The following is a 19,489-nucleotide window of genomic DNA, read 5'->3' as shown; positions in this document are numbered from 1 at the left end:
GAAGTTTGCGTTCCGGTGGGGTCACTCGTCTGATAGGAACGCACGATGCACACTGAGGCGGTTGGTGCACGGTCGTGGTTCCGGTCGATGACGGGCAAGGAACGCCGGACGTTCTGGGGTTGCTTCGGCGGCTGGGCCGTCGACGCGATGGACGTCCAGATCTTCAGCCTCGTGATCCCGGTGCTGATCGCGACCCGGTTCCTCGCGGACAACACCCAGGCCGGCCTGATCGCGACGGCCACCCTGCTCAGCTCGGCGCTCGGCGGCTGGCTCGCGGGCGCGCTGGCCGACCGGATCGGCCGGGTCAGGGTGCTGATGCTGACCGTCATCTGGTTCTCGGTGTTCACGTTCCTCTGCGGGCTCGCGCAGGACTGGACCCAGCTGCTGATCTTCCGGGCGCTGATGGGCTTCGGGTTCGGCGGCGAGTGGGTCGCCGGTGCCGTGCTGATGGGCGAGACGGTGCGGGCGCAGTTCCGCGGCCGTGCCGTCGGCAGCGTCCAGTCGGGATGGGCGATCGGGTGGGGAATGGCGGTGCTGCTGTTCGTCGTCACCGACCAGCTGTTCGCCCCCGAACTGGCGTGGCGCGTGCTGTTCTGCATCGGCGTCCTGCCGGCGCTGCTCGTCCTCTACATCCGCCGGCACGTCCAGGAACCGCCCGTCTTCCACGCGGCCGATCGGGTCGCGCCGGCGAGGTTCCTGGCGATCTTCGCGCCGTCCCGGCTGCGGGTGACGTTGCTGTGCGCGCTGGTCGGCGTCGGCGCGCAGGGCGGCTACTACGCGCTGACGACGTGGCTGCCGAGGTTCCTCGCCGACACCCGCGGCCTGCGGATCTTCGCGCTCGGCGGCACGCTCGCGCTGGTGATCGTCGGCGCGTTCTGCGGCTACCTGGCCGGGGCGTGGCTGTCGGACCGGCTCGGGCGGCGCTGGGCGATCGTCGTGTGCTCGGTGCTCGCCGTGGTGATCGTCATCCCGTTCACGATCGCCGACCTGCCGGGACCGTTGTTCACGATCCTGTGCTTCCCGCTCGGCTTCTTCAGCGCCGCGTACTTCGGCGGGCTGGGCGCGTTCTTCACCGAGCAGTTCCCGACGGAGCTGCGCGGCTCGGGCCAGGGTTTCGCGTACAACTTCGGGCGCGGGGTCGGCGCGGTGTTCCCGCTGCTGGTCGGTGTGCTCGCCGACGCGCTCTCGATCGGCGTCGCGATCGCGCTGTTCGCCGGCGCCGCCTACCTGGTGATGGCCGCCGCGGCGCTGATGCTGCCCGAGACCCGCGGAACCGTGCTGGCCGGGGAGGCCACCTGATGATCGGTGGCGCGGTCGACGTGCACGCGCACGTGCTGGAGGCGCCGCCCACGCCTTTCGAGAACGTCGCCTACCAGCCGTTCGCCGCGCCCGTCGCGGACTACCTGACCCACCTCGACGACCTCGGGTTCGCCAGAGGCGTGCTGGTCAACCCGAGCGCGTACCACGGCGACCACACCGTGCTGCTCGCCGCGCTGCGCGCGCACCCCGACCGGCTGCGCGGTGTTGCGGTGCTGCCATCGACCGTCGACGACACCGTGCTCGACGAGCTGCACGACGCCGGCGTGCGCGGGATCCGCGTGCAGGACCGAATGCGGGGCGGGCTGGCGATCGACGAGCTGCCGCGCTGGCTGCCGCGGCTCGCCGAGCGCGGCTGGCACGCCGAGGTGTGGACCGACCTCGAAGAGCACCTCCCCGCCGTCCGCGCGGCCGTCGAGAGCGGGGTGGCGCCGGTCCTGCTCGATCATCTGGGCAACCTGCCGCCCGGCGGTTCCGGCACGGCCACGCTGCTGGAGCTGCTGCGCGCCGGGCCCAGCTGGGTGTGCCTCTCGGGTGCCTACCGGCTCTCGCCGGGGGCGGCGGAGGCCGACGCGGCGGCGCCGCTGGTCGACCGCGTGGCCACGATCATCGAGACGGCGCCGGACCGGATAGTGTGGGGATCGGACTGGCCCTACGTCGCGCCGCCGGGGCCCCGCCCGACCCTCGCCGACCACGAGTCGGTGCTGGCGCGCTGGCTCCCCGAGCCCGACGTGCGCGAACGCGTCCTCGCCACCAACCCCGCACTTCTCTACGGATGGACATGACGACGACTCGGCCCGTGACTCGGCTCTGGATCGGCGGCTACGCCGACGGCGACGCTCCCGAAGGCATCTGGCGGGTCGACCTCGACGTGGACGGCGCGACGTTCGGCGACGCCGAGCTCGCCGCGACCGTCGCCGCGCCCTCGTTCCTCGCGCTGCACCCCGCCGGCCACACGCTCTACGCGGTCTCCGAGACCGGGCAGGGGCAGGTCAGCGCGTTCGTGGTCGACGGCGCCACGCTGACCCCGCGCGGCGAGCCCGTCCCCTCCGGCGGGTCCGGGCCGTGCCACCTGCTGGCCACCGCCGATGCGGTGCTGGTGGCCAACTACAACGACGGCGTCGCGGCCGAGCTGCCGCTGCTCGCCGACGGTGGTCTCACCGGCGAGGTCAGGACGTTCCCGCACAGCGGCACCGGGCCCGACCCGGAGCGCCAGGAGGGCCCGCACGCGCACTTCGTCGGCACGGTCGGCGGCGCCAGGTGGGTGGTCGACCTCGGTACCGACGAGCTGCGGCTGCTCGAAGGCGGGATCGCCGCCGACGTGCCGCCGGGCACCGGCCCGCGGCACTTCGTCGAGGTCGCGGGCGGCGTGGTCGTGGCCGGTGAGCTCGACTCCACCGTGCACGTGCTCGTCGCGGAGGGCGGGAAGCACCGCGCGGTCGAGCAGCACCCCGCCACCGCGACTCCCGCGCCCGACGGCGGCCGCAACTACCCCTCGCACATCACGGCCACCGGCTCACGTGTGATCGTCGCGGTCCGCGGGGCCGACGTGCTCTCGACGTTCACGGTCGGGTCCAACGACGGCGCTCCGGTGCTGGCGCACCTGGCCGACACCCCGACGGGCGGGGCGTGGCCGCGGCACTTCGCGGTGCTCGACGACCTCGTGGTGGTCGCCAACCAGAACTCGTCGGAGCTGACGCTGCTGCGGCTCGACCCCTCGACCGGCCACGGCACGGTGCTGGACCGCCGCCCGCACCCGGCCCCGGCCTGCGTGCTGCCCGACCCGCGCTGACCGGCCGCGCGCAAGGGCAGCAAAGCCACTTTCCGGCCCTCACAGGGCAGGAAAGTGGCTTTCCTGCCCTCCCGGTCACCTTGCGGACCGGTTAGACGATCTTCTCCAGCCGTGCGATCCACTCGTCCCAGCCGGCGCGCAGCGCGGTGTAGCCCGACTCGGTCTCCTCCGGCCCCGTCCAGGTGTTGGTGATCGACACCTCGGTGCGGCCCGGCTCGACCTCGCGGATGGTCACGGTCACCTTCTCGTCGCTGATCCGGTGGTCCGGGGTCTGCAGCGCGCTGACGAACGTGAAGGCGACCGTCTCGTGGGGTTCGAGTGTCAGGTACTCGCCGGTGAAGCCGTAGACGTTCCCGTCGTCCTCGTGGTTCTCGATGCGGTACCGGCCGCCGACGCGGACGTCGGCCTCGACGACCGTCGCGAACCACTGGCGCATCCGGTCGGGCACGGTCCATGCCGCGTAGAGCGTCTCCGGGGATGCCGGCAACGTCCTCGCGACCGTGATGCTGTGCTGGACGACGGCGCTGGTCTCGCTCATTCGGGGTCCTCCTCGGGTGCCGGGGTGACGAACGCTTCGAGGGCGTCGAGGCGTCCGGTCCAGAAGCGCTCGTAGAAGCGCAGGTGGTCGCTGGCCGCCGCGAGCGGTTCCGCTACGAGCCGGCAGACGTGCTGGCGGCCCCGCACCGTGCGCTGCACGATCCCGGCCCGTTCCAGCACCTTGATGTGCTTCGAGGCGGCGGCGAGCGAGATCGGGTGCGGTGCGGCGAGCTCGCCGACGGTCCGGTCGGCACCGGCGAGCGTCCGCACCATCGTCCGGCGCGTGGGGTCGGCGAGGGCATGGAACACGGCGTCCAGTTGCTTAACCACATGGTTGACAATAGACGCAGAGTGACCGGATCGTCAACCGATCGGTTGACGGTTGGAGAATGGCGGGGTGATCGATTTCCATACCCGCGCTTCCGGTGTGCTGCCGGAAGCGTCCGAGTTGCTCGCCGCCATGGACGCCGCCGGCATCGAGGCCGTCGTGGTGCAGAGCGTGCACAGCTCGAAGAGCACCGACGGCCAGAAGGGCAACGACGAGCTCGCGGCGTTCGTCATGACGGACCGGTCGCGCATGGTCGGTCTCGGCACCGTTCACCTGGGCGGCTCCGGCGCGGTCGACGACACCCGCTGGGCCGTGAACGAGCTGGGGCTCGCCGGGCTGTGGCTCGACCCGGCGCGGCAGGGGACCACGATGCACGACCCGATGCTGGGCGCGGTGTGCGAGACGCTCGCCGAGTGCGGCGGCATCCTGCTCGTGCACGACGCCGTCCCGGCCACCTCGCCCGGCCAGGTGGCCGAGCTGGCGCGCCGCTTCCCGCAGCTGCGGGTCGTGCTCGGGTGCTGCGGCGGCCCCGACGGGTGGCGCGAGGCGCTCGCCGCGGCGGCCGTGACCGACAACGTGCACCTCTGCGTCAACGGCCTGCCCGCCTACGCTGCGCGGCACGTCGTCGAGGCGGCCGCGCCGGGGCGGGTGGTGGTCGGCTCCGGACTCCCGGTGACCGATTCCGCCGGGGTGGCGGCCGCGCTCGCCGCCGTCGACGACTGGGGGATCGACAGCAGCCTGCGGGAGAACCTGCTGGTCCACAACCCGCGCGCGCTGCTCTGGGGGAGTGCCGGATGACCGCGATGATGCCGAAGGTGATCGACGCGCACGTCCGGCTCGGTGCGGGCCGCGAGGTGTCGCTGGAGACGGCGGCGCTCCTGGGGGCGATGGACGAGCTCGGGATCGAGCACGCCGTCATCGCGCCGGGGGAGCGGTGCACGGTGCTCGACGAGCCGGCCGGCAACACCGCAACGACGACGGCGGCCGGGGAGTCCGCCGGGCGGTTGCGGGCGTGGGCCGTGGCGAACCCGTGGCGGGGCAGGGACGCGCTGGTGGAGCTGGCCCGCGCGGCCGAGCTCGGCGCCGTCGGGCTGGCCGTCGACCCGCAGTTGCAGGGCTTCGACCTGCACGACGGCCTGCTCGACCCGCTGCTGGAGCTCGCCGACGACCGCGACTGGCCGGTGTACGTCCGCGGCGGGGTCGCGGCCGCGCCGCTCACGCTCGCGCTGCTCGCCGCCCGCTACCCGGACGTGCCGTTCCTGCTGGGCGGGGCCCGGCACCCGGCGGACGTCGTGGCGGCAATGCGGCACGCGCCGAACCTGAGCGCCGACACCACGTCGTCGGCCGTCCTCGACGCCGTGGCCGCGGACCCGGACCTCGCGAACGCCAGGCTGGTGTTCACGAGCGACAGCCCGTACCGCGTGGCGGGCGCCGAGCTGGCCAGGGTGCGTGAGTGGGCCGGCGACGACCCGTCGCGCGCCGGCGTGCTCGGCGCCAATCTGGACGCCCTGCTGCCCGCGCCAACTTCCACGCCCGCCGACCTCACGTAGAAGTTCCCCACCGTTTTGTGCACCTGCGCACCCCCTGCGCGCGCAAGTGCCCAAAACGGTGGGGAAGTTCGCGGCCTTGCAGGATCTGCCCTGAAGGATCTGCCCTAAAGGATCTGCTTGGCCCCGGGGATCGCGCGGACGGCGGCGGCGAGCGCCCAGCAGGCCGGCACCGCGATGACGGCGACGACCAGGAACTTCACCGCGGCCAGGGTGTGCAGCCCGATCAACGCGTAGCTGATCGAGACCAGCACGATCGGGTGCAGGACGTACACGGCGAACGCGTTCCGGGAGAGGAACCGGCCGAGGCGTCCCTGCTTGTTGAACCGCTCGCGGAACAGCACGGTCAGCCCGATCGCCATCGACACGGCGAAGATCGCCTCCCAGAGCGGGATCAACGGCGAGGAGACGTCGCCGCTGAGCATGCCGGAGAACGGCAGGAGGACGACCGTGGCGACAGGCGCGACGGTCAGCGCGATCGGCGCGGCCTTCCGCGGCAGCGCGGCGAACCAGCCCTTGCGATGGGCCACGACACCCACGGCGAACAAGCCGACGTACTGGGGCATGTAGCTGACGCTCGGCAGGCCCAGGTAGGGGATGTACGTGCCCGACGGGAAGACGAACCGCCACGCGTACGTGACCGCGGCGAGCACGAGGACGAACCCGGCGATCGCGAGCAGGCCGGGCGCCTTCGGCTCGGTGATCGGCGCCGGTGCCGGCCGACGGCCCCGGAAGGCGGCGTAGACCAGCGTGAACACCAGCAGTACCTCGACGAACCACAGCGGCCCCGGGTCCCAGCTCGCGATGTAGTACTGCCAGTAGGGCAGGCCCGACTCGATCGCGCTGGGGATCGTCAGCAGCGGGCGGATCAGGAGCGCGAACAGCAGCAGCGGGACGCCCAACCGGAACAGCCGGTCCTTGACGAACCTGCCCTGGCCCTTGCGGTCGTACGAGGCCGGCACGAAGAAGCCGGAGACCATGAAGAAGAAGCCCATGAAGAACGTCTGGTTCAGGACGACGAGCAGGTCGAGCAGCAGGCCCGACTCGTCCTGCGCGGTCTCGACGTAGTACCAGACCGGGATGTTGCCGTAGGTCACCGCGACGTGGTGCAGCACCACGAGCACGGTGAGCGCAACACGCAGGTTGTCGACGTAGAACAACCGTGGAGCTGCGATCTCGACGGACGCCGGTTGTTTGCCTTCTGGCCTGGTCATGTGGTTCCCCCCTCGGAAGTTTCGGCGCGTGCGGCCCGGACGAACGCCTCCGCGAGCTGCGCGGCGTGTGCTTCGAGGTCGTGTTCCGGGCGGGCCGACCAGTAGGCGAACATCCCGTCGACGGCCGCGGAGTGGCTCACGGCCATCACCCTCGGGTCGAAGTCGCGGAACTCGCCGGTGCGCTGCCCGAACCGGTAGATGTCCTCGATGGACATGAACACCGGCTCGTTCGCCTCGACCCCGAAGCGCGGCATGCCGTCGGGCTTGCGGAGGTTTCGGAAGATCTCGCCGAGCGCCATCAGCTGCGTGCGGTGCCCGCGCATGTACGCGGCCACCCCGGTGATGTGCGCTCGGACCAGCGCGGTGCCCGTCTCGGCGCCCTCCATGCCGGCGAGGACGCTCGTGCCGATGTCGCCGTAGACGTGCTCGACCGTCTTCTCCATCAGCTCGTCCTTGCCGGCGAAGTGATAGGAGATGACGCCCTTGCTGATGCCCGCGTGCTTCGCGATGAGCGCGAGCGACGCACCCGCGAACCCGACGTCGGCGATGACCTCCACCGCCGCCTCGATGATCTGCGCCCGCCGGGCCTCCTCGATGAACGAGCGAGGTCTTTGGCCGTCGGGCTGAATTTCTGGCCGCACGGCCAGAAAGTAGCACGCGGGGTCAGGCAGCCACAACGGCGAACGGCATTCGCCGGCCACCCGGGCCGGTCGGGGTGCCAGGAAAGTGGCTTTCCTGTCCTGTGGCGCCAGGAAAGCCACTTTCCTGGCACTGCTGACGCCTCTGGGGTGCGCGACCTGACTGCTCAAACCGGACGGCCCGCCCGTCCACCAGGTGGACGGACGGGCCGTTGTGGCACCTCCGTCTAGTCCCAGTCGAGCGCCCCGCCCGACTGGTACTCGATCACCCGCGTCTCGAAGAAGTTCTTCTCCTTCTGCAGGTCCATGGCCTCCGACATCCAGGGGAACGGGTTCTCCTGCTCGCCGAAGATCGGCGCCAGCCCGATCTGCTGGGCGCGGCGGTCGGTGATGAAGTGCATGTACTGCTCGCACAGCTCCGCCGACAGCCCGAGCACCCCGCGCGGCATGGTGTCGCGCGCGTAGGCGACCTCCAGCGCGCACGCCTCCAGGAGCATGCCGCGCACCTCCTCCTGGAACTCCGGCGTCCACAGGTGCGGATTCTCGATCTTGATCTGGTTGATGCAGTCGATGCCGAAGTTCAGGTGGATCGACTCGTCACGCAGGATGTACTGGTACTGCTCGGCGATCCCGACCATCTTGTTGCGCCGCCCGAGCGACAGGATCTGCGCGAACCCGGTGTAGAACCACATGCCTTCGAACACGACGTAGAACGCCACCAGGTCGCGCAGGAAGTGCTGGTCGGCCTCCGGTGTGCCGGTCGCGAAGTCGGGGTTCTCCAGGTTCTGGGTGAACCGCAGCGCCCACGCGTCCTTGTCGGTGATCGAGGGCACCTCCCGGTACATGTTGAACAGCTCGCCCTCGACGAGCCCGAGGCTCTCGCAGATGTACTGGAACGTGTGGGTGTGCACGGCCTCCTCGAACGCCTGCCGAAGGAGGTACTGCCGGCACTCGGGGTTGGTGATGTGCCGGTACACCGCGAGCACGATGTTGTTCGCGACCAGCGACTCCGCGGTTGCGAAGAACCCGAGGTTGCGCTTGAGCATCGTGCGCTCGTCGTCGGTGAGCCCGTTCGGCGACTTCCAGAGCGCGATGTCGGCCTGCATGGACACCTCGGTGGGCATCCAGTGGTTGTTGCAGGCCGCGAGGTACTTGTCCCACGCCCACCGGTACTTCATCGGCAGCAGCTGGTTGACGTCCGCGCGGGCGTTGATCATCCGCTTGGAGTCGGCGTCGATCCGGCCGGCGCCGCGGTCGATCGTGCCCAGCCCCGTCGCGTCGGGAGATTCGGTAGTCGTCACTGGCAGGCCTCGCAGTCGGGGTCGTCGATCCGGCAGGCCGCGCCGTCGACAGCGGTGAAGTCGACGTCAACTGCCGGGAGCTCCTGCGGAACAGCCGGAGCCGTCTGCGGCACCGCCGGGACGGCAGCCGCGGGGGACGGGGCCGGCGACGGTGCCGTCACCACCGGTGCCGGTGTGGGAGCCGGAGCGGGTGCCGCCGGAGCCGCGGCCGCGACGGCGTTGAGCTTGCCGTCGGTGCCCTGCAGGGTGCTCTTCTCCACGTGCGTGGCCGACTGGGCACGCAGGTAGTAGGTGGTCTTGAGCCCCTTGTGCCACGCGTACCGGTACAGCTCGTCCAGCTTGCGGCCGCTCGGAGCCGAGATGTACAGGTTGAGCGACTGCGCCTGGTCGATCCACTTCTGCCGCCGCGACGCCGCGTCGACCAGCCACTTCGACTCCACCTCGAACGCCGTGGCGTACAGCGCCTTGAGGTCGGCCGGCACGCGGTCGATCGAGCCGAGGCTGCCGTCGAAGTACTTCAGGTCGGAGACCATCACCTGGTCCCACAGCCCGCGGTCCTTGAGGCTGCGCACGAGGTGGGGGTTGATCACGGTGAAGTCGCCCGACATGTTCGACTTGACGAACAGGTTGCGGAAGAGCGGCTCGATGGACTGCCCGACCCCGCAGATGTTGGAGATCGTCGCGGTCGGCGCGATCGCCATCACGTTGGAGTTGCGCATCCCGACGGTCCGCACGCGCTGGCGCAGCGGTTCCCAGTCGAGCGTCGTGGACATGTCGACGTCGAGCGCGTCGCCCTGGCGGGCATCGGCGAGCAGCCGCATCGAGTCGATCGGCAGCACGCCCTGGCTCCACAGCGAGCCCTCGAACGTCGAGTACGCGCCGCGTTCCTGCGCGAGGTCGGCCGAGGCCGAGATGGCGTAGTAGGAGATGTGCTCCATGCTGCGGTCGGCGAACTCGACGGCGGCGTCGCTCGCCATCGGGATGCCCAGCTCGAACAGCGCGTCCTGGAAGCCCATCAGCCCCAGCCCGACCGGCCGGTGGCGCAGGTTGGAGCGGCGCGCCTCCGGGATCGTGTAGAAGTTGATGTCGATCACGTTGTCGAGCATCCGGACCGCGGTGCGGACGGTCCGCTCCAGCAGCGCGGTGTCGAGGCCGGCAGGCCCGACGTGCTTGAGCAGGTTGACCGAGCCGAGGTTGCAGACCGCGACCTCGGCGGACTCGCCGGCGCTGGTGTTCAGCGTGATCTCGGTGCACAGATTGGACGAGTGCACCACCCCGACGTGCTGCTGCGGCGAGCGCAGGTTGCACGGGTCCTTGAACGTGATCCACGGGTGCCCGGTCTCGAACAGCATCGTGAGCATGCGGCGCCACAGCTCGACCGCGCGGACCCGGCGGAAGACCGTGATCTCGCCGCGGTCGGCCGCCTCCTCGTACTCGCGGTAGCGGCGGGCGAACGCCGTGCCGTAGAGATCGTGCAGGTCAGGGGTCTCGTCGGGGGAGAACAGCGTCCACGACGCATCGGCCTCGACCCGGCGGAGGAACTCGTCGGGCACCCAGTTCGCGGTGTTCATGTCGTGGGTGCGGCGGCGGTCGTCGCCGGTGTTCTTGCGCAGGTCGAGGAACTCCTCGACGTCGATGTGCCACGTCTCCAGGTACGCGCACGCCGCGCCCTTGCGCTTGCCGCCCTGGTTGACCGCGACGGCGGTGTCGCTGGCGATCTTGAGGAACGGCACGACGCCCTGCGACTGCCCGTTGGTGCCCTTGATGTGGGCGCCGAGGCCGCGGACGGGGGTCCAGTCGTTGCCGAGCCCGCCGGAGTACTTCGCGAGCAGCGCGTTGTTCTTGTACGCCTGGAAGATCGAGTCGAGGTCGTCGTCGACGGTGGTGAGGAAGCACGACGAGAGCTGCGGCCGGGTGGTGCCGGAGTTGAACAGCGTCGGTGTGGACGCCATGAAGTGGAACGTCGAGAGCAGCTCGTAGAACTCGATCGCGCGCGCCTCACGCTCGCTCTCGCGAACCGCGAGCCCCATCGCGACCCGCATGAAGAACGCCTGCGGCAGCTCGTAGCGGGTGCCGTCGTGGTGCAGGAAGTACCGGTCGTACAAGGTCTGCAGCCCGAGGAAGCCGAAGTCGAGGTCGCGCTCGGGGTGCAGCGCCGCGGTGATCCGGTCGAGGTCGAACGTCGCGAGCTGCGGGTCGACCCGCTCCAGCTCGATCGCGCGGTGCAGGTAGTCGCGGAAGTACCCGGGGTAGCGGACGCCCATCTCGGCCTGGCTGGCCTGGACGGGACGCCCGTCGAGGTAGGTCAGGGCCTCGCCGCGCAGCTTGTCCAGCAGGAGCCGCGCGCTCACGGAGGAGTACTCCGGCTCCTGCTCGACGAGCGTGCGCGCCGCCATGATCTGCGCGAGCGCGAGCTCGTCGGCGGAGATCCCGTCGTAGAGGTTGCGGCGGGTCTCGGCGAGCACCGGCTCGGCCGACGTGCCCTCGACGCCGTCGACGGCCTCGCCGACGACGCGGGTCACACGCTCCCAGTCGAGCGGGCGCAGGGTGCCGTCGGCGTCCTTGACGCTGATGACACCGGCCGCCGGCTTCGGCTTGGCCTCCTCGCGGGCGCGGGTGCGCTCCTCGCGGTAGAGCACGTAGTCGCGGGCGACCTTGTGGTGGCCGCCGCGCATCAGCGCGAGCTCGACCTGGTCCTGGATCTGCTCGATGTGCAGCGGCGCGTCGGGCCCGGCGTGGCGCAGCAGCGCGGCGCGCACCTGCGTCGTCAGGTCGTCGACGAGGTGGTGCAGGCGCGAGGAGTTCGCCGCGTCGTCGCCCTCGACGGCGAGGAAGGCCTTCGTCATCGCCACGGAGATCTTGGTGGGGTCGAAGTCGGACGTGGCGCCGTCGCGGCGGATCACGCGCACGGCGCTCTCGGTGGCACGGGTTGTTTCAGGGATGGGCGTACCCAGTGTTCGGGTCAAGGCTCTCTCCTCGCGAGCTCGACGGCCAGTGCCGCGCGCCGGTGGCGCGTGGGCCGGGGCAGGTGTTCGGACTCGCGGGCGGGACGGGCCCCGGGTGATCGGACCGGTGCCCGTCGGACCTACTGGCCGTCGCTTCCCAGGCTGGCTGCCCAGTGCTTCCACCGACCCTCCGTCGAGGGCGGTCACGGCGTTCGTTCCCGCTTACCGCTGCGGGGCAGTCCCGGGTTCGCACCGGGTTCCCTCTTGCGTCACGCTCCTTGCGGGGCGTGAACCTCCAGCGCCATGGAGACTACATCTTGTGTCCGACAATCCGCGGAGCCCCTACATGTGCGGCGCGTCTCGTTCCGAATCGGTTTCGGAGCGTGACGGAACAACCCGACTGTGACGCCGGGGAGCGCCTCGGGAACCGATCTGATCAGCGCAGGACGACGGAGCGTGCCATCGTCTGGAACGCCGGCACCTGGTCGGGATGGACCTTGGAGTCGAAGCTCCCGGCCAGCACGAGCGACCAGTCGCCCGCGAACAGCACGACGAGGTACACCGACAGCCCCGGGCCGCGGTCGAGCATCTCCCAACCGGTGAGCCCGGACACCTCGATCGGCGTGGCGGAGTCGTAGGCCTTCTCGCCGGTGAGCGACTCCAGCTGCTGCTCGGCGAAGATCTTCCGATCGGCGGCCGCGATCGGCGCCTGGATGTTGGGCGCGCTCGCGACGAGCAGTGGCGCACCGGGCGCCGTCGAGCCGTCGAGCGACACGGCGATCGTCGTGCTGCTCGGCAGGCGCTTGAAGCCGGCGGCCGGTGTCAGGTCGAAGCCGAGGCTGCCGGCGGCCGCGACGTCGAGCCAGCGCGCATCGAGGAGCGAGGTGAGCAGCGCGGCGGGGGTGAGCGGGTCGCCCGGCGCGATCGTGCCGTCGAGCAGGACGATCGAGTCGTTGCTCACGATCGAGACCATCGCGCGCCCGAGAATGCCCTCCTGCACCGCCTGCGTCGCCTCGACGGCGACCGCCGGGAAGCCCGCCACCTGCACCTCGCGGATGCTGGCGACCTTCAGGTCGGCGAGGTTGGCCTGCGCCTCCGAGCGGTACCCGCCGGCGACCTGCTCCACCACCTTCGGGGCCGGTTCGTTGGGATCGCGGGCGGTCTCGATCACCCGCACGGTCGTCGCGACGTCGGTGCGGGCCAGGCCGGGCAGGGTCTCGTCGACGACCATCCCGTCGGGCGGCTTGATCGCGACCCGGGTGCGCGGGATCGGCAGGTGCCCGGTCGACGGGGCGGAGGTCGGGGGCGGCCCCAGCTGCAGCGATGGTGCCGGTGGGCCGACCGGCGGCGGGGGCGGCGGGGGCATCGGCGGTGCGGAGCCGCAGGCGGCGAGCAGCAGTGCGCCTGCCACGGCGATCGCCGTGAACCTGACGATCGCAGGGGTGATCGCAGGGATGATCACCGGGCCCGCCGTCGGCCGCCGGCCGGGACTCCTGCCGCACGCTGCCGACATGGCGCTCAACCTAACAGCGAACACGAATGGACGAACATCGTGTTCCGTCTGCTCTGGTGATCGGCGGAAACGAAAGTTACTGTCGGTAGGTTCCGGAAGTCGGGGCGCACCTGGAGGCGCGAAATGTCGGAGAACCACGTCGACGTCCTGATCGTCGGGGCCGGGCTGTCCGGCGTCGGCGCCGCCGTCCACCTGCGGCGGGAGTGCCCCGAGCGGTCGGTGGCGATCCTCGAGGCGCGCGGCGCCATGGGTGGCACGTGGGACCTGTTCCGGTACCCGGGCATCCGGTCCGACTCCGACATGCACACCCTCGGGTACCGGTTCACCCCGTGGCTCGCCGAGGACTCGATCGCCGACGGACCCTCGATCCTCGACTACGTGCGGCGAACCGCGCGCACGTACGGCGTGGACAAGCGCATCGGCTACCACCGCAAGGTCGTCTCGGCGGCCTGGTCGAGCGCCGAGCAGCGGTGGACCGTCGACGTCGAGCACACCGACACGGGCGAGCGTGAGCAGTTGACCTGCGGGTTCCTCTACCACTGCTCGGGTTACTACAACTACGACCAGGGCTTCACCCCGACGTTCCCGGGCCGGGAGAAGTTCGCCGGGCAGATCGTGCATCCCCAGCACTGGCCCGCCGACTTCGACTACGCAGGCAAGCGGGTCGTCGTCATCGGCAGCGGCGCGACCGCCGTGACGCTCGTGCCCGCGATGGCAGCCGACGCCGGGCACGTGACGATGCTGCAGCGCTCGCCGACGTACTTCGTCTCGATGCCGCGCCAGGACCCCCTCGACCAGCTGCTGCGCAAGTTCCTGCCGGTGAAGGCGACCTACCCGATCGTGCGCTGGAAGAACGTGCTGATCCAGGCGGCGTCCTACCAGCTCAGCAGGCGACGCCCGGCGAAGATGAAGGAGATCCTCCGCAGGGGCGTCGAACGTCAGCTGCCGGCCGGCTACGACGTAGACACCCACTTCACGCCGCGCTACAACCCGTGGGACGAGCGGCTGTGCCTCGTGCCCGACGGCGACTTCTTCGAGGCCGTCAGCAACGGCTCGGCGTCGATCGTCACCGACGAGATCGACACCTTCACGGAGAAGGGCATCCGGCTGCGGTCCGGCGCCGAGCTGGAGGCGGACATCATCATCACCGCGACCGGGCTGAACCTGCAGCTGCTCGGCGGGGCGCCGGTGACCGTCGACGGTGTGGAGGCGAAGCTCGCCGACCGGCTCACGTACAAGGGCCTGATGCTGGAGGGTGTGCCGAACCTCGCCTACACGTTCGGCTACACCAACGCGTCGTGGACGCTGCGGGCCGACCTGGTGGCGGAGTACGTCTGCCGGCTGCTCAACCACATGCGGGCCGGTGGGTTCGCGGTGGCGGCGCCGAAGAACACCGACTCCGCGATGCCGACGAAGGCGCTCTTCGACTTCCAGCCGGGGTACGTGCGGCGTGCGCTGGCGACGCTGCCGAGGCAGGGCGCGCGCCGGCCGTGGCAGGTGCGGATGAACTACCCGCTCGAGCTGTTCCAGCTTCGCCGCGGGCCCGTGACCGACGGGATGCGGTTCGAGCACCCCGTGTCGGCGCGCCCGCAGATCGCGCAGCCCGAATCCGTCACCGAAACCGACATGGCAGCCGAACCCGCCCGCGCCGCCGGCTCCTGACCGAACTTCCCCACCGTTTTGCCAACCTGCACACCCTCGGAGGTCTGCAAGTAGGCAAAACGGTGGGGAAGTTTTCCGTCAGCCGGCCTGGTTGACCGCGAACGGGTTGGCGATCTCCGGGCGGGAGCGGGCCTTCGGCTCCTCGGCGGGCGCTTCGGCGGGGGTCGCAGCGGGCTCTTCGGCCACCTTCGGGGCCGCCTTCGGGGCTTCGGCCGGGGCGGCGGCGGCATTGCGGTTCAGGTATGCCTCGACGACGTGCGCGGGCACGCGGCCGCGCTCGGAAACGGTGACCCCGTTCTCGCGGGCCCACTGGCGCACGGCGGTCGCGTCGGGGCCGGCGGCCGGCGTGGACGCCCCGCCACCTGCCGGTTTGCGGGCCGAGCCGACGCGGCGCGCCGCCGCGACGTAGTCGGCGACAATGCCGCGCAACCGCGCGGCGTTCTCGCTGGAAAGATCGATCTCGTACTGCCGGCCGTCGAGTGCGAAGGCGACCGAATCCGTCGCCTCCGATCCGTCGAGGTCGTCAACCAGTTTCACGTCGACACGCTGCGCCACGGGGTTTTGTCCGTTCGATGCTTGATGGATAGGGGCGAAGGCGGCGAGCGCACTTCACCGGGGACGTAACACGCAGGGTAACCGGAGGCCGTCGACGGTTCGACGGATGCCACGCCGCATCATCGTGATCGGTGCTCGGAATACGGGGCGGCCTTCGACGGCTATCCGCCTACGAGTCCTACAGAGGGGGAGACATGCCGGAGATCAACGGAACTGTCGAGGACGGCTTCGAGTCGGTGCGCGAGGCGTTCGCGGCCGTCGCGCAGCAGGAGGGCGGCGACTACGCCGCGCAGCTGGTCGCCTACCGCGACGGCGAGCGGGTGGTCGACCTGTACACGGGCCCCGGGATCGGGCCCGATTCGGTGACGGGGGTCTTCTCCTCCACGAAAGGTGCCACGGCGCTGGTCGTCGCGCTGCTCGTGCAGGACGGCGTGCTCGACCTCGACCAGCGGGTGAGCCACTACTGGCCGGAGTTCGGCGCCGAGGGCAAGGGTGCGCTCACGCTGCGCGAGCTGATGTCGCACCGGGCCGGTGTCGTGGGTGCCGAGGGTGGGTTCCTCGTCGAAGAGCTGGCCGACGACCAGGTGGTGGCCGCCCGGATCGCCCCGCAGCGGCCCTACTGGCGCCCGGGCACGGCGTTCGGCTACCACGCGCTGACGATCGGCGCGCTCGCCAACGAGGTCGTGCGCAGGGCGACGGGCCGCTCGATCCAGGAGTTCTACGAGGAGCGCGTGCGGGCGCCGCACGGGCTGGACTTCTACATGGGCTTCCCCGAGGAGCACGAGCCGCGCTTCCTCACGACGCTGCCGATGCTCCCCACCCCCGAGCAGCAGGCGCTGCTGGAGGCGAACGCGTCGGGACCGACGAGCATCAGCGGTATCGCGTTCAACCGCAACCACCCGGAGGCTGCCGACCTGCAGGAGCTGCCGAACGTCCGGGTCGTGCGGGAGAAGGGACCCGCCTCCGTCGGCGGGATCGGCTCGGCGCGGGGCATGGCGGCGATGTACGCGGCGGTGCTCGGTGGGCTCGACGGCGCCGAGCCGCTGCTCAAGCCGGACACGCTGGCCGAGGTGGGGCAGATCCACTCGGTGGGCACCGACCTCAGCACCCGTGGCCCGAACGCGTTCGGTGTGGGCTTCTCGGTGGTCTCCGAGGACTACCCGGTGCTGGGGCAGGGTGCGATCGGGCACAGCGGCGCGGCCGGCTCGATGGCGTTCGCCGACCCGCGCGGCGGGTTCGCCTACGGCTACAACCGGCGCCGGTTCGCGTTCCCCGGCGGTGCGGCGCCGGAGAACGTGCTGCTGGTGAGCGCGGTGAACTCGGCCGTCCACCGCAGCCGCCGCCGATCCTGAAAGATCAAGGCATGACCTGCACGCGGCTCGGGCCGCCCGACCCCCGCCTCGACCACCTCGTCTACGCCACCCCGGAGCTCGACGCCGCGGTGGCCGCGTTCGCGGCCGCGAGCGGCGTGGAGCCGGTGGAGGGCGGCCGGCACGTCGGCCGGGGCACCCGCAACTACCTGGTCGGGCTCGGGCCGACCAGCTTCCTGGAGATCATCGGGCCGGACCGGGACAACCCCGTCGAGCCGGGGAACGTGCCCTTCGGGATCGGCACGCTCACCGGGCCGCGGCTCGTGACCTGGGCGGTCGCGCCGGCAGACATCGACAAGGCCGTGGCGGCGGCCGGCATCGGCCCGATCGAGCCGATGGCGCGCCGCACCCCGGCCGGTGCGCTGCTGGAATGGCGGCTGACGTCGTCCGAGGCGTCGCCGCCGGGTGTGCCGTTCCTGATCGACTGGGGCACGACACCGCACCCGGCGGCCGCGCTGCCGCGGATCGGGCTGACGGGCCTGGGCGCCACGGTGCCCGAGCCGGCGGCCGCGGCCGAGCTGCTCACCGCTCTCGACGTCACGCTCCCCGTCGAGGCCGGCCCGCAGTCGCTCGTCGCGCTCCTCGACACCCCGCGCGGCCCCGTCACCCTCACCTGACCGAACCTCCCCACCGTCTTGGGTGGATGCGCGCCAAATCGGCGCGCATGTGCCCAAAACGGTGGGGAAGTCGGCTCAGCAGAGCAGCTCCGGGGTCTCCCAGTCCTTGCCCAGCACGTGGTGGTCGAGGAACGCGGTGACGGTCTGGTACCAGACGACGGCGTTGTTCGGCGTCAGGATCCAGTGGTTCTCGTCGGGGAAGTACAGGTAGCGGTGCGGCAGCTCGTCCGGCGGGCCGTCGTGCCGCGACACCAGGTCCCACCAGAGCCGCAGCGCCTCGCCGACCGGCACCCGGTAGTCCTTGTCGCCGTGGATCACGAGCATCGGTGTGGTGATCGCGTCGGCGTGCAGGTGCGGGCTGTTCGTCGCTGCCATCTCGGGCGTCATCTCGTGCAGCCAGTACGCAGCGTCGTCGGTGGTGCCGCCGAACTGGTCGAGCGCCCACAGGCTCGCGTGCGTGACGATCGCGCGGAACCGGTCGGTGTGGCCCGCGACCCAGTTGGCCATGTACCCGCCGAACGAGCCGCCCATCGCGGCCGTCCGGTCGCCGTCGACGTCCGGGCGGGCGATCGCGGCATCGGTGATCGCCATCAGGTCGGTGTAGGGCTCGTCGCCCCACGCGCCCCAGCCGCGCCGCACGAAGTCGAGCCCGTAGCCGGTGGACAGGCCCGGGTCGGGCAGCAGCACCGCGTAGCCCCGTGCGGTCATGAGCCACGGGTTCCAGCGCCACTGCCACGCGTTCCAGCTGCCCAGCGGCCCGCCGTGGATCCACAGCAGCAGCGGTGCGGGCGCGTCGGGTGACGCGTCCGGCGGCAGCGCGAGCCACGACCGCAGCGGGGTGCCGTCGAGTGCCGTGGCCTCGACCTCGACGAGCGTGCCCGGCACCACCGGCACCGGGGCCGGCGCCAGGAGCAGCACGGGCTGCTGGTCGGGCACGGCCGCGTCGAGCCGGACCGGGGCGGGCGGTGTGTCGATGGCGCTGCGCAGCGCGTAGACGTGCTGGCCGTCGGGCGCGACGACGACGTCGGTGTACGCGCCGTCGTCGCCGGTGAGACGGGTGACCTCGCCGGACGCGAGCTCGATGCGGAATACGGGGGAGCGGCCCAGCTCGTCGGCGATGACGATCAGCGCGGAGCCGTCGGGCGTCCAGGCGACCTCGTTGGCCCATCGGTCCCACCCCTGGGCGACCTCGCGCAGCTCGCCGCTGCCGATCGGCAGCACGACGAGCCGTAGGTCCGGCGGCTCGGTCGGCGCGGGGATCCGCTCGCGGATGCAGGCGATCTGCCGCCCGTCAGGGCTGATCACCGGGCCGTGCAGGTCGAACCGCTCGTCGTCGGCGATGACCTGCCGTTCCCCGCTCGTGGTGTCGATCGCGACCAGCTGCTGCCGCGACCCACCGCCGGAGACGGGCGTGCGCCACGACGTCACGACGGTCGAGCCGTCCGGGGTGACGTCGAAGCTCGTCTCGTGCAGGCCCTTGCCCGGGGTGGGGGTGAGGTCGCGCCACTCCGCCGCCCCGTCGCCGTCGAGAGCGGCGACGACCAGCCGGTCCTCGTCGGGGCCGAGGTCCTGGTCCCAGTGCCGGACCGGCAGCCCCGCGTGCAGGATCCCGGTCACCTTCTTGTCCTTCCGGACCTTCCGGCGGGCCTCGTCCTCGGCATCGGTGACGGACGACGGCAGCACGGCGGTCGTCGCGACGACGACGGCGGCGGCGCGGGCGGCGACCACGACGCCGATCCCACCGGCGCGGGTGCCGACGACCTCGGCCTCACCGGCCACCGGGAGGCGCCACAGCGCGGCCGGAGCGTCGTCGGACTGGCCGGTGCGGTCGGGGTCGGGCCTCGACGAGGTGAACAGCAGGTCGCCAACAGCGGTGAAGGCGGCTCCCGACTCGCCCTTCGACCCGCGGGTGAGGCGGCGGGCCGGCCGCTCACCTGCGGGGTCGACCTCCCACAGCGCCGCGCGGAACCGCGTCCCTTCGGCGTCGATCGCGGACACGGCCGTCACCAGCCGCCTCCCGTCGGGGGAGAGAGCGAGGCCGCTCAGCCGCGGGAGGTGCTGGTAGGCGGACAGGTCGTGGAAAGGACGAAGATCGTCCGGGGATGCCGTCACCCGCCATATCTAGCACGATCGGACGGCCCTCCGGCCACGAT

Annotated in this window: 16 protein-coding genes, 1 pseudogene and 1 riboswitch; of the genes and pseudogenes, 8 read left to right on the top strand and 9 right to left on the bottom strand. The window is 71.3% G+C overall.

What is annotated here, in order from left to right; all coding sequences use genetic code 11:
• Positions 1 to 87 precede the first annotated feature (87 nt).
• The 3 genes from LL648_RS35700 to LL648_RS35690 are packed head-to-tail and all read left to right on the top strand — an operon-like array spanning position 88 to position 3,109.
• Positions 88 to 1,299, top strand: a complete 1,212-nt coding sequence (locus LL648_RS35700; protein ID WP_232667251.1) for an MFS transporter — start codon at positions 88 to 90, stop codon at positions 1,297 to 1,299.
• A complete protein-coding gene (locus tag LL648_RS35695) occupies positions 1,299 to 2,102 on the top strand; it encodes an amidohydrolase family protein (protein WP_232667250.1) in 804 nt (267 codons plus the stop codon). Before LL648_RS35700 ends, LL648_RS35695 begins: the two co-directional genes overlap by 1 nt.
• A 14-nt stretch (positions 2,103 to 2,116) precedes the next feature.
• Entirely contained in the window at positions 2,117 to 3,109 is a 993-nt protein-coding gene (locus LL648_RS35690; protein ID WP_232667249.1) for a lactonase family protein, read from the top strand.
• A gap of 91 nt (positions 3,110 to 3,200) precedes the next feature.
• Here the strand turns inward: LL648_RS35690 and LL648_RS35685 are convergent, their stop codons facing one another.
• A complete protein-coding gene (locus LL648_RS35685; protein ID WP_232667248.1) occupies positions 3,201 to 3,647 on the bottom strand; it encodes an SRPBCC family protein in 447 nt (148 codons plus the stop codon).
• Entirely contained in the window at positions 3,644 to 3,976 is a 333-nt protein-coding gene (locus LL648_RS35680) for an ArsR/SmtB family transcription factor (protein ID WP_232667247.1), read from the bottom strand. Before LL648_RS35680 ends, LL648_RS35685 begins: the two co-directional genes overlap by 4 nt.
• A 67-nt stretch (positions 3,977 to 4,043) precedes the next feature.
• On the opposite strand from LL648_RS35680, the gene LL648_RS35675 reads away from it, so the two are divergent.
• Together LL648_RS35675 and LL648_RS35670 are read left to right on the top strand one after the other, a co-directional pair.
• Positions 4,044 to 4,772: an amidohydrolase family protein gene (locus tag LL648_RS35675; protein WP_232667246.1), complete on the top strand. Its 729-nt coding sequence runs from the start codon at positions 4,044 to 4,046 to the stop codon at positions 4,770 to 4,772.
• Positions 4,769 to 5,524: an amidohydrolase family protein gene (locus LL648_RS35670; protein ID WP_232667245.1), complete on the top strand. Its 756-nt coding sequence runs from the start codon at positions 4,769 to 4,771 to the stop codon at positions 5,522 to 5,524. The genes LL648_RS35675 and LL648_RS35670 overlap by 4 nt, the downstream gene beginning before the upstream one ends.
• A 104-nt stretch (positions 5,525 to 5,628) precedes the next feature.
• On the opposite strand, the gene LL648_RS35665 is transcribed toward LL648_RS35670, so the two are convergent.
• From LL648_RS35665 to LL648_RS35645, 5 genes are all read right to left on the bottom strand, one after another.
• The gene (locus tag LL648_RS35665) at positions 5,629 to 6,735 is read right to left on the bottom strand and encodes an acyltransferase family protein (protein ID WP_232667244.1); all 1,107 of its coding nucleotides are present in this window, start codon (positions 6,733 to 6,735) and stop codon (positions 5,629 to 5,631) included.
• Complete coding sequence (locus LL648_RS35660; RefSeq protein ID WP_232667243.1) at positions 6,732 to 7,376, bottom strand: TetR/AcrR family transcriptional regulator; 645 nt, start codon at positions 7,374 to 7,376, stop codon at positions 6,732 to 6,734. Before LL648_RS35660 ends, LL648_RS35665 begins: the two co-directional genes overlap by 4 nt.
• A gap of 224 nt (positions 7,377 to 7,600) precedes the next feature.
• Positions 7,601 to 8,674: a ribonucleotide-diphosphate reductase subunit beta gene (locus LL648_RS35655; RefSeq protein WP_232667242.1), complete on the bottom strand. Its 1,074-nt coding sequence runs from the start codon at positions 8,672 to 8,674 to the stop codon at positions 7,601 to 7,603.
• Positions 8,671 to 11,640, bottom strand: a complete 2,970-nt coding sequence (locus tag LL648_RS35650) for a ribonucleoside-diphosphate reductase subunit alpha (protein ID WP_232667241.1) — start codon at positions 11,638 to 11,640, stop codon at positions 8,671 to 8,673. The genes LL648_RS35655 and LL648_RS35650 overlap by 4 nt, the downstream gene beginning before the upstream one ends.
• Positions 11,641 to 11,680: 40 nt before the next feature.
• Positions 11,681 to 11,932: riboswitch (cobalamin riboswitch) on the bottom strand.
• 123 nt (positions 11,933 to 12,055) lie between these two features.
• On the bottom strand, positions 12,056 to 13,081 hold the full coding sequence (locus LL648_RS35645) for a hypothetical protein (RefSeq protein ID WP_232667286.1): 1,026 nt from the start codon (positions 13,079 to 13,081) through the stop codon (positions 12,056 to 12,058).
• A gap of 174 nt (positions 13,082 to 13,255) precedes the next feature.
• Here LL648_RS35645 and LL648_RS35640 point away from each other — a divergent pair, with 174 nt between their 5' ends.
• Positions 13,256 to 14,794 carry a flavin-containing monooxygenase gene (locus LL648_RS35640; RefSeq protein ID WP_232667240.1) on the top strand — a complete coding sequence of 513 codons (1,539 nt, stop codon included), beginning with the start codon at positions 13,256 to 13,258 and terminating at the stop codon, positions 14,792 to 14,794.
• A 228-nt stretch (positions 14,795 to 15,022) separates the two neighbouring features.
• Here LL648_RS35640 and LL648_RS35635 read toward each other — a convergent pair.
• Positions 15,023 to 15,349: pseudogene (locus LL648_RS35635) on the bottom strand (histone-like nucleoid-structuring protein Lsr2); the annotation flags it as partial.
• A 194-nt stretch (positions 15,350 to 15,543) separates the two neighbouring features.
• Here LL648_RS35635 and LL648_RS35630 point away from each other — a divergent pair.
• Together LL648_RS35630 and LL648_RS35625 are read left to right on the top strand one after the other, a co-directional pair.
• Positions 15,544 to 16,701 (top strand): serine hydrolase domain-containing protein, encoded by a 1,158-nt coding sequence (locus tag LL648_RS35630; RefSeq protein ID WP_232667239.1) that lies wholly within the window; start codon positions 15,544 to 15,546, stop codon positions 16,699 to 16,701.
• Between the two features lie 11 nt (positions 16,702 to 16,712).
• Positions 16,713 to 17,336 carry a VOC family protein gene (locus LL648_RS35625; RefSeq protein ID WP_232667238.1) on the top strand — a complete coding sequence of 208 codons (624 nt, stop codon included), beginning with the start codon at positions 16,713 to 16,715 and terminating at the stop codon, positions 17,334 to 17,336.
• Between the two features lie 75 nt (positions 17,337 to 17,411).
• Here LL648_RS35625 and LL648_RS35620 read toward each other — a convergent pair whose 3' ends face one another.
• A complete protein-coding gene (locus LL648_RS35620; protein WP_232667237.1) occupies positions 17,412 to 19,448 on the bottom strand; it encodes a prolyl oligopeptidase family serine peptidase in 2,037 nt (678 codons plus the stop codon).
• Between the last annotated feature and the right edge of the window lie 41 nt (positions 19,449 to 19,489).

This window comes from Pseudonocardia sp. TRM90224, from assembly GCF_021245725.1.
GTDB lineage: Bacteria > Actinomycetota > Actinomycetes > Mycobacteriales > Pseudonocardiaceae > Pseudonocardia.
Note: the sequence above shows the minus strand (reverse complement) of the source record. Positions and strands in the feature narration are given on the sequence as shown.

What these genes read in the sequence shown, in the direction of transcription:
- LL648_RS35665 (WP_232667244.1), bottom strand. Translation starts at nt 6,735, where the DNA reads ATGACCAGGCCAGAAGGCAAACAACCGGCGTCCGTCGAGATCGCAGCT.
- LL648_RS35670 (WP_232667245.1), top strand. Translation starts at nt 4,769, where the DNA reads ATGACCGCGATGATGCCGAAGGTGATCGACGCGCACGTCCGGCTCGGT.
- LL648_RS35700 (WP_232667251.1), top strand. Translation starts at nt 88, where the DNA reads ATGACGGGCAAGGAACGCCGGACGTTCTGGGGTTGCTTCGGCGGCTGG.
- LL648_RS35625 (WP_232667238.1), top strand. Translation starts at nt 16,713, where the DNA reads ATGACCTGCACGCGGCTCGGGCCGCCCGACCCCCGCCTCGACCACCTC.
- LL648_RS35630 (WP_232667239.1), top strand. Translation starts at nt 15,544, where the DNA reads ATGCCGGAGATCAACGGAACTGTCGAGGACGGCTTCGAGTCGGTGCGC.
- LL648_RS35685 (WP_232667248.1), bottom strand. Translation starts at nt 3,647, where the DNA reads ATGAGCGAGACCAGCGCCGTCGTCCAGCACAGCATCACGGTCGCGAGG.
- LL648_RS35695 (WP_232667250.1), top strand. Translation starts at nt 1,299, where the DNA reads ATGATCGGTGGCGCGGTCGACGTGCACGCGCACGTGCTGGAGGCGCCG.
- LL648_RS35640 (WP_232667240.1), top strand. Translation starts at nt 13,256, where the DNA reads ATGTCGGAGAACCACGTCGACGTCCTGATCGTCGGGGCCGGGCTGTCC.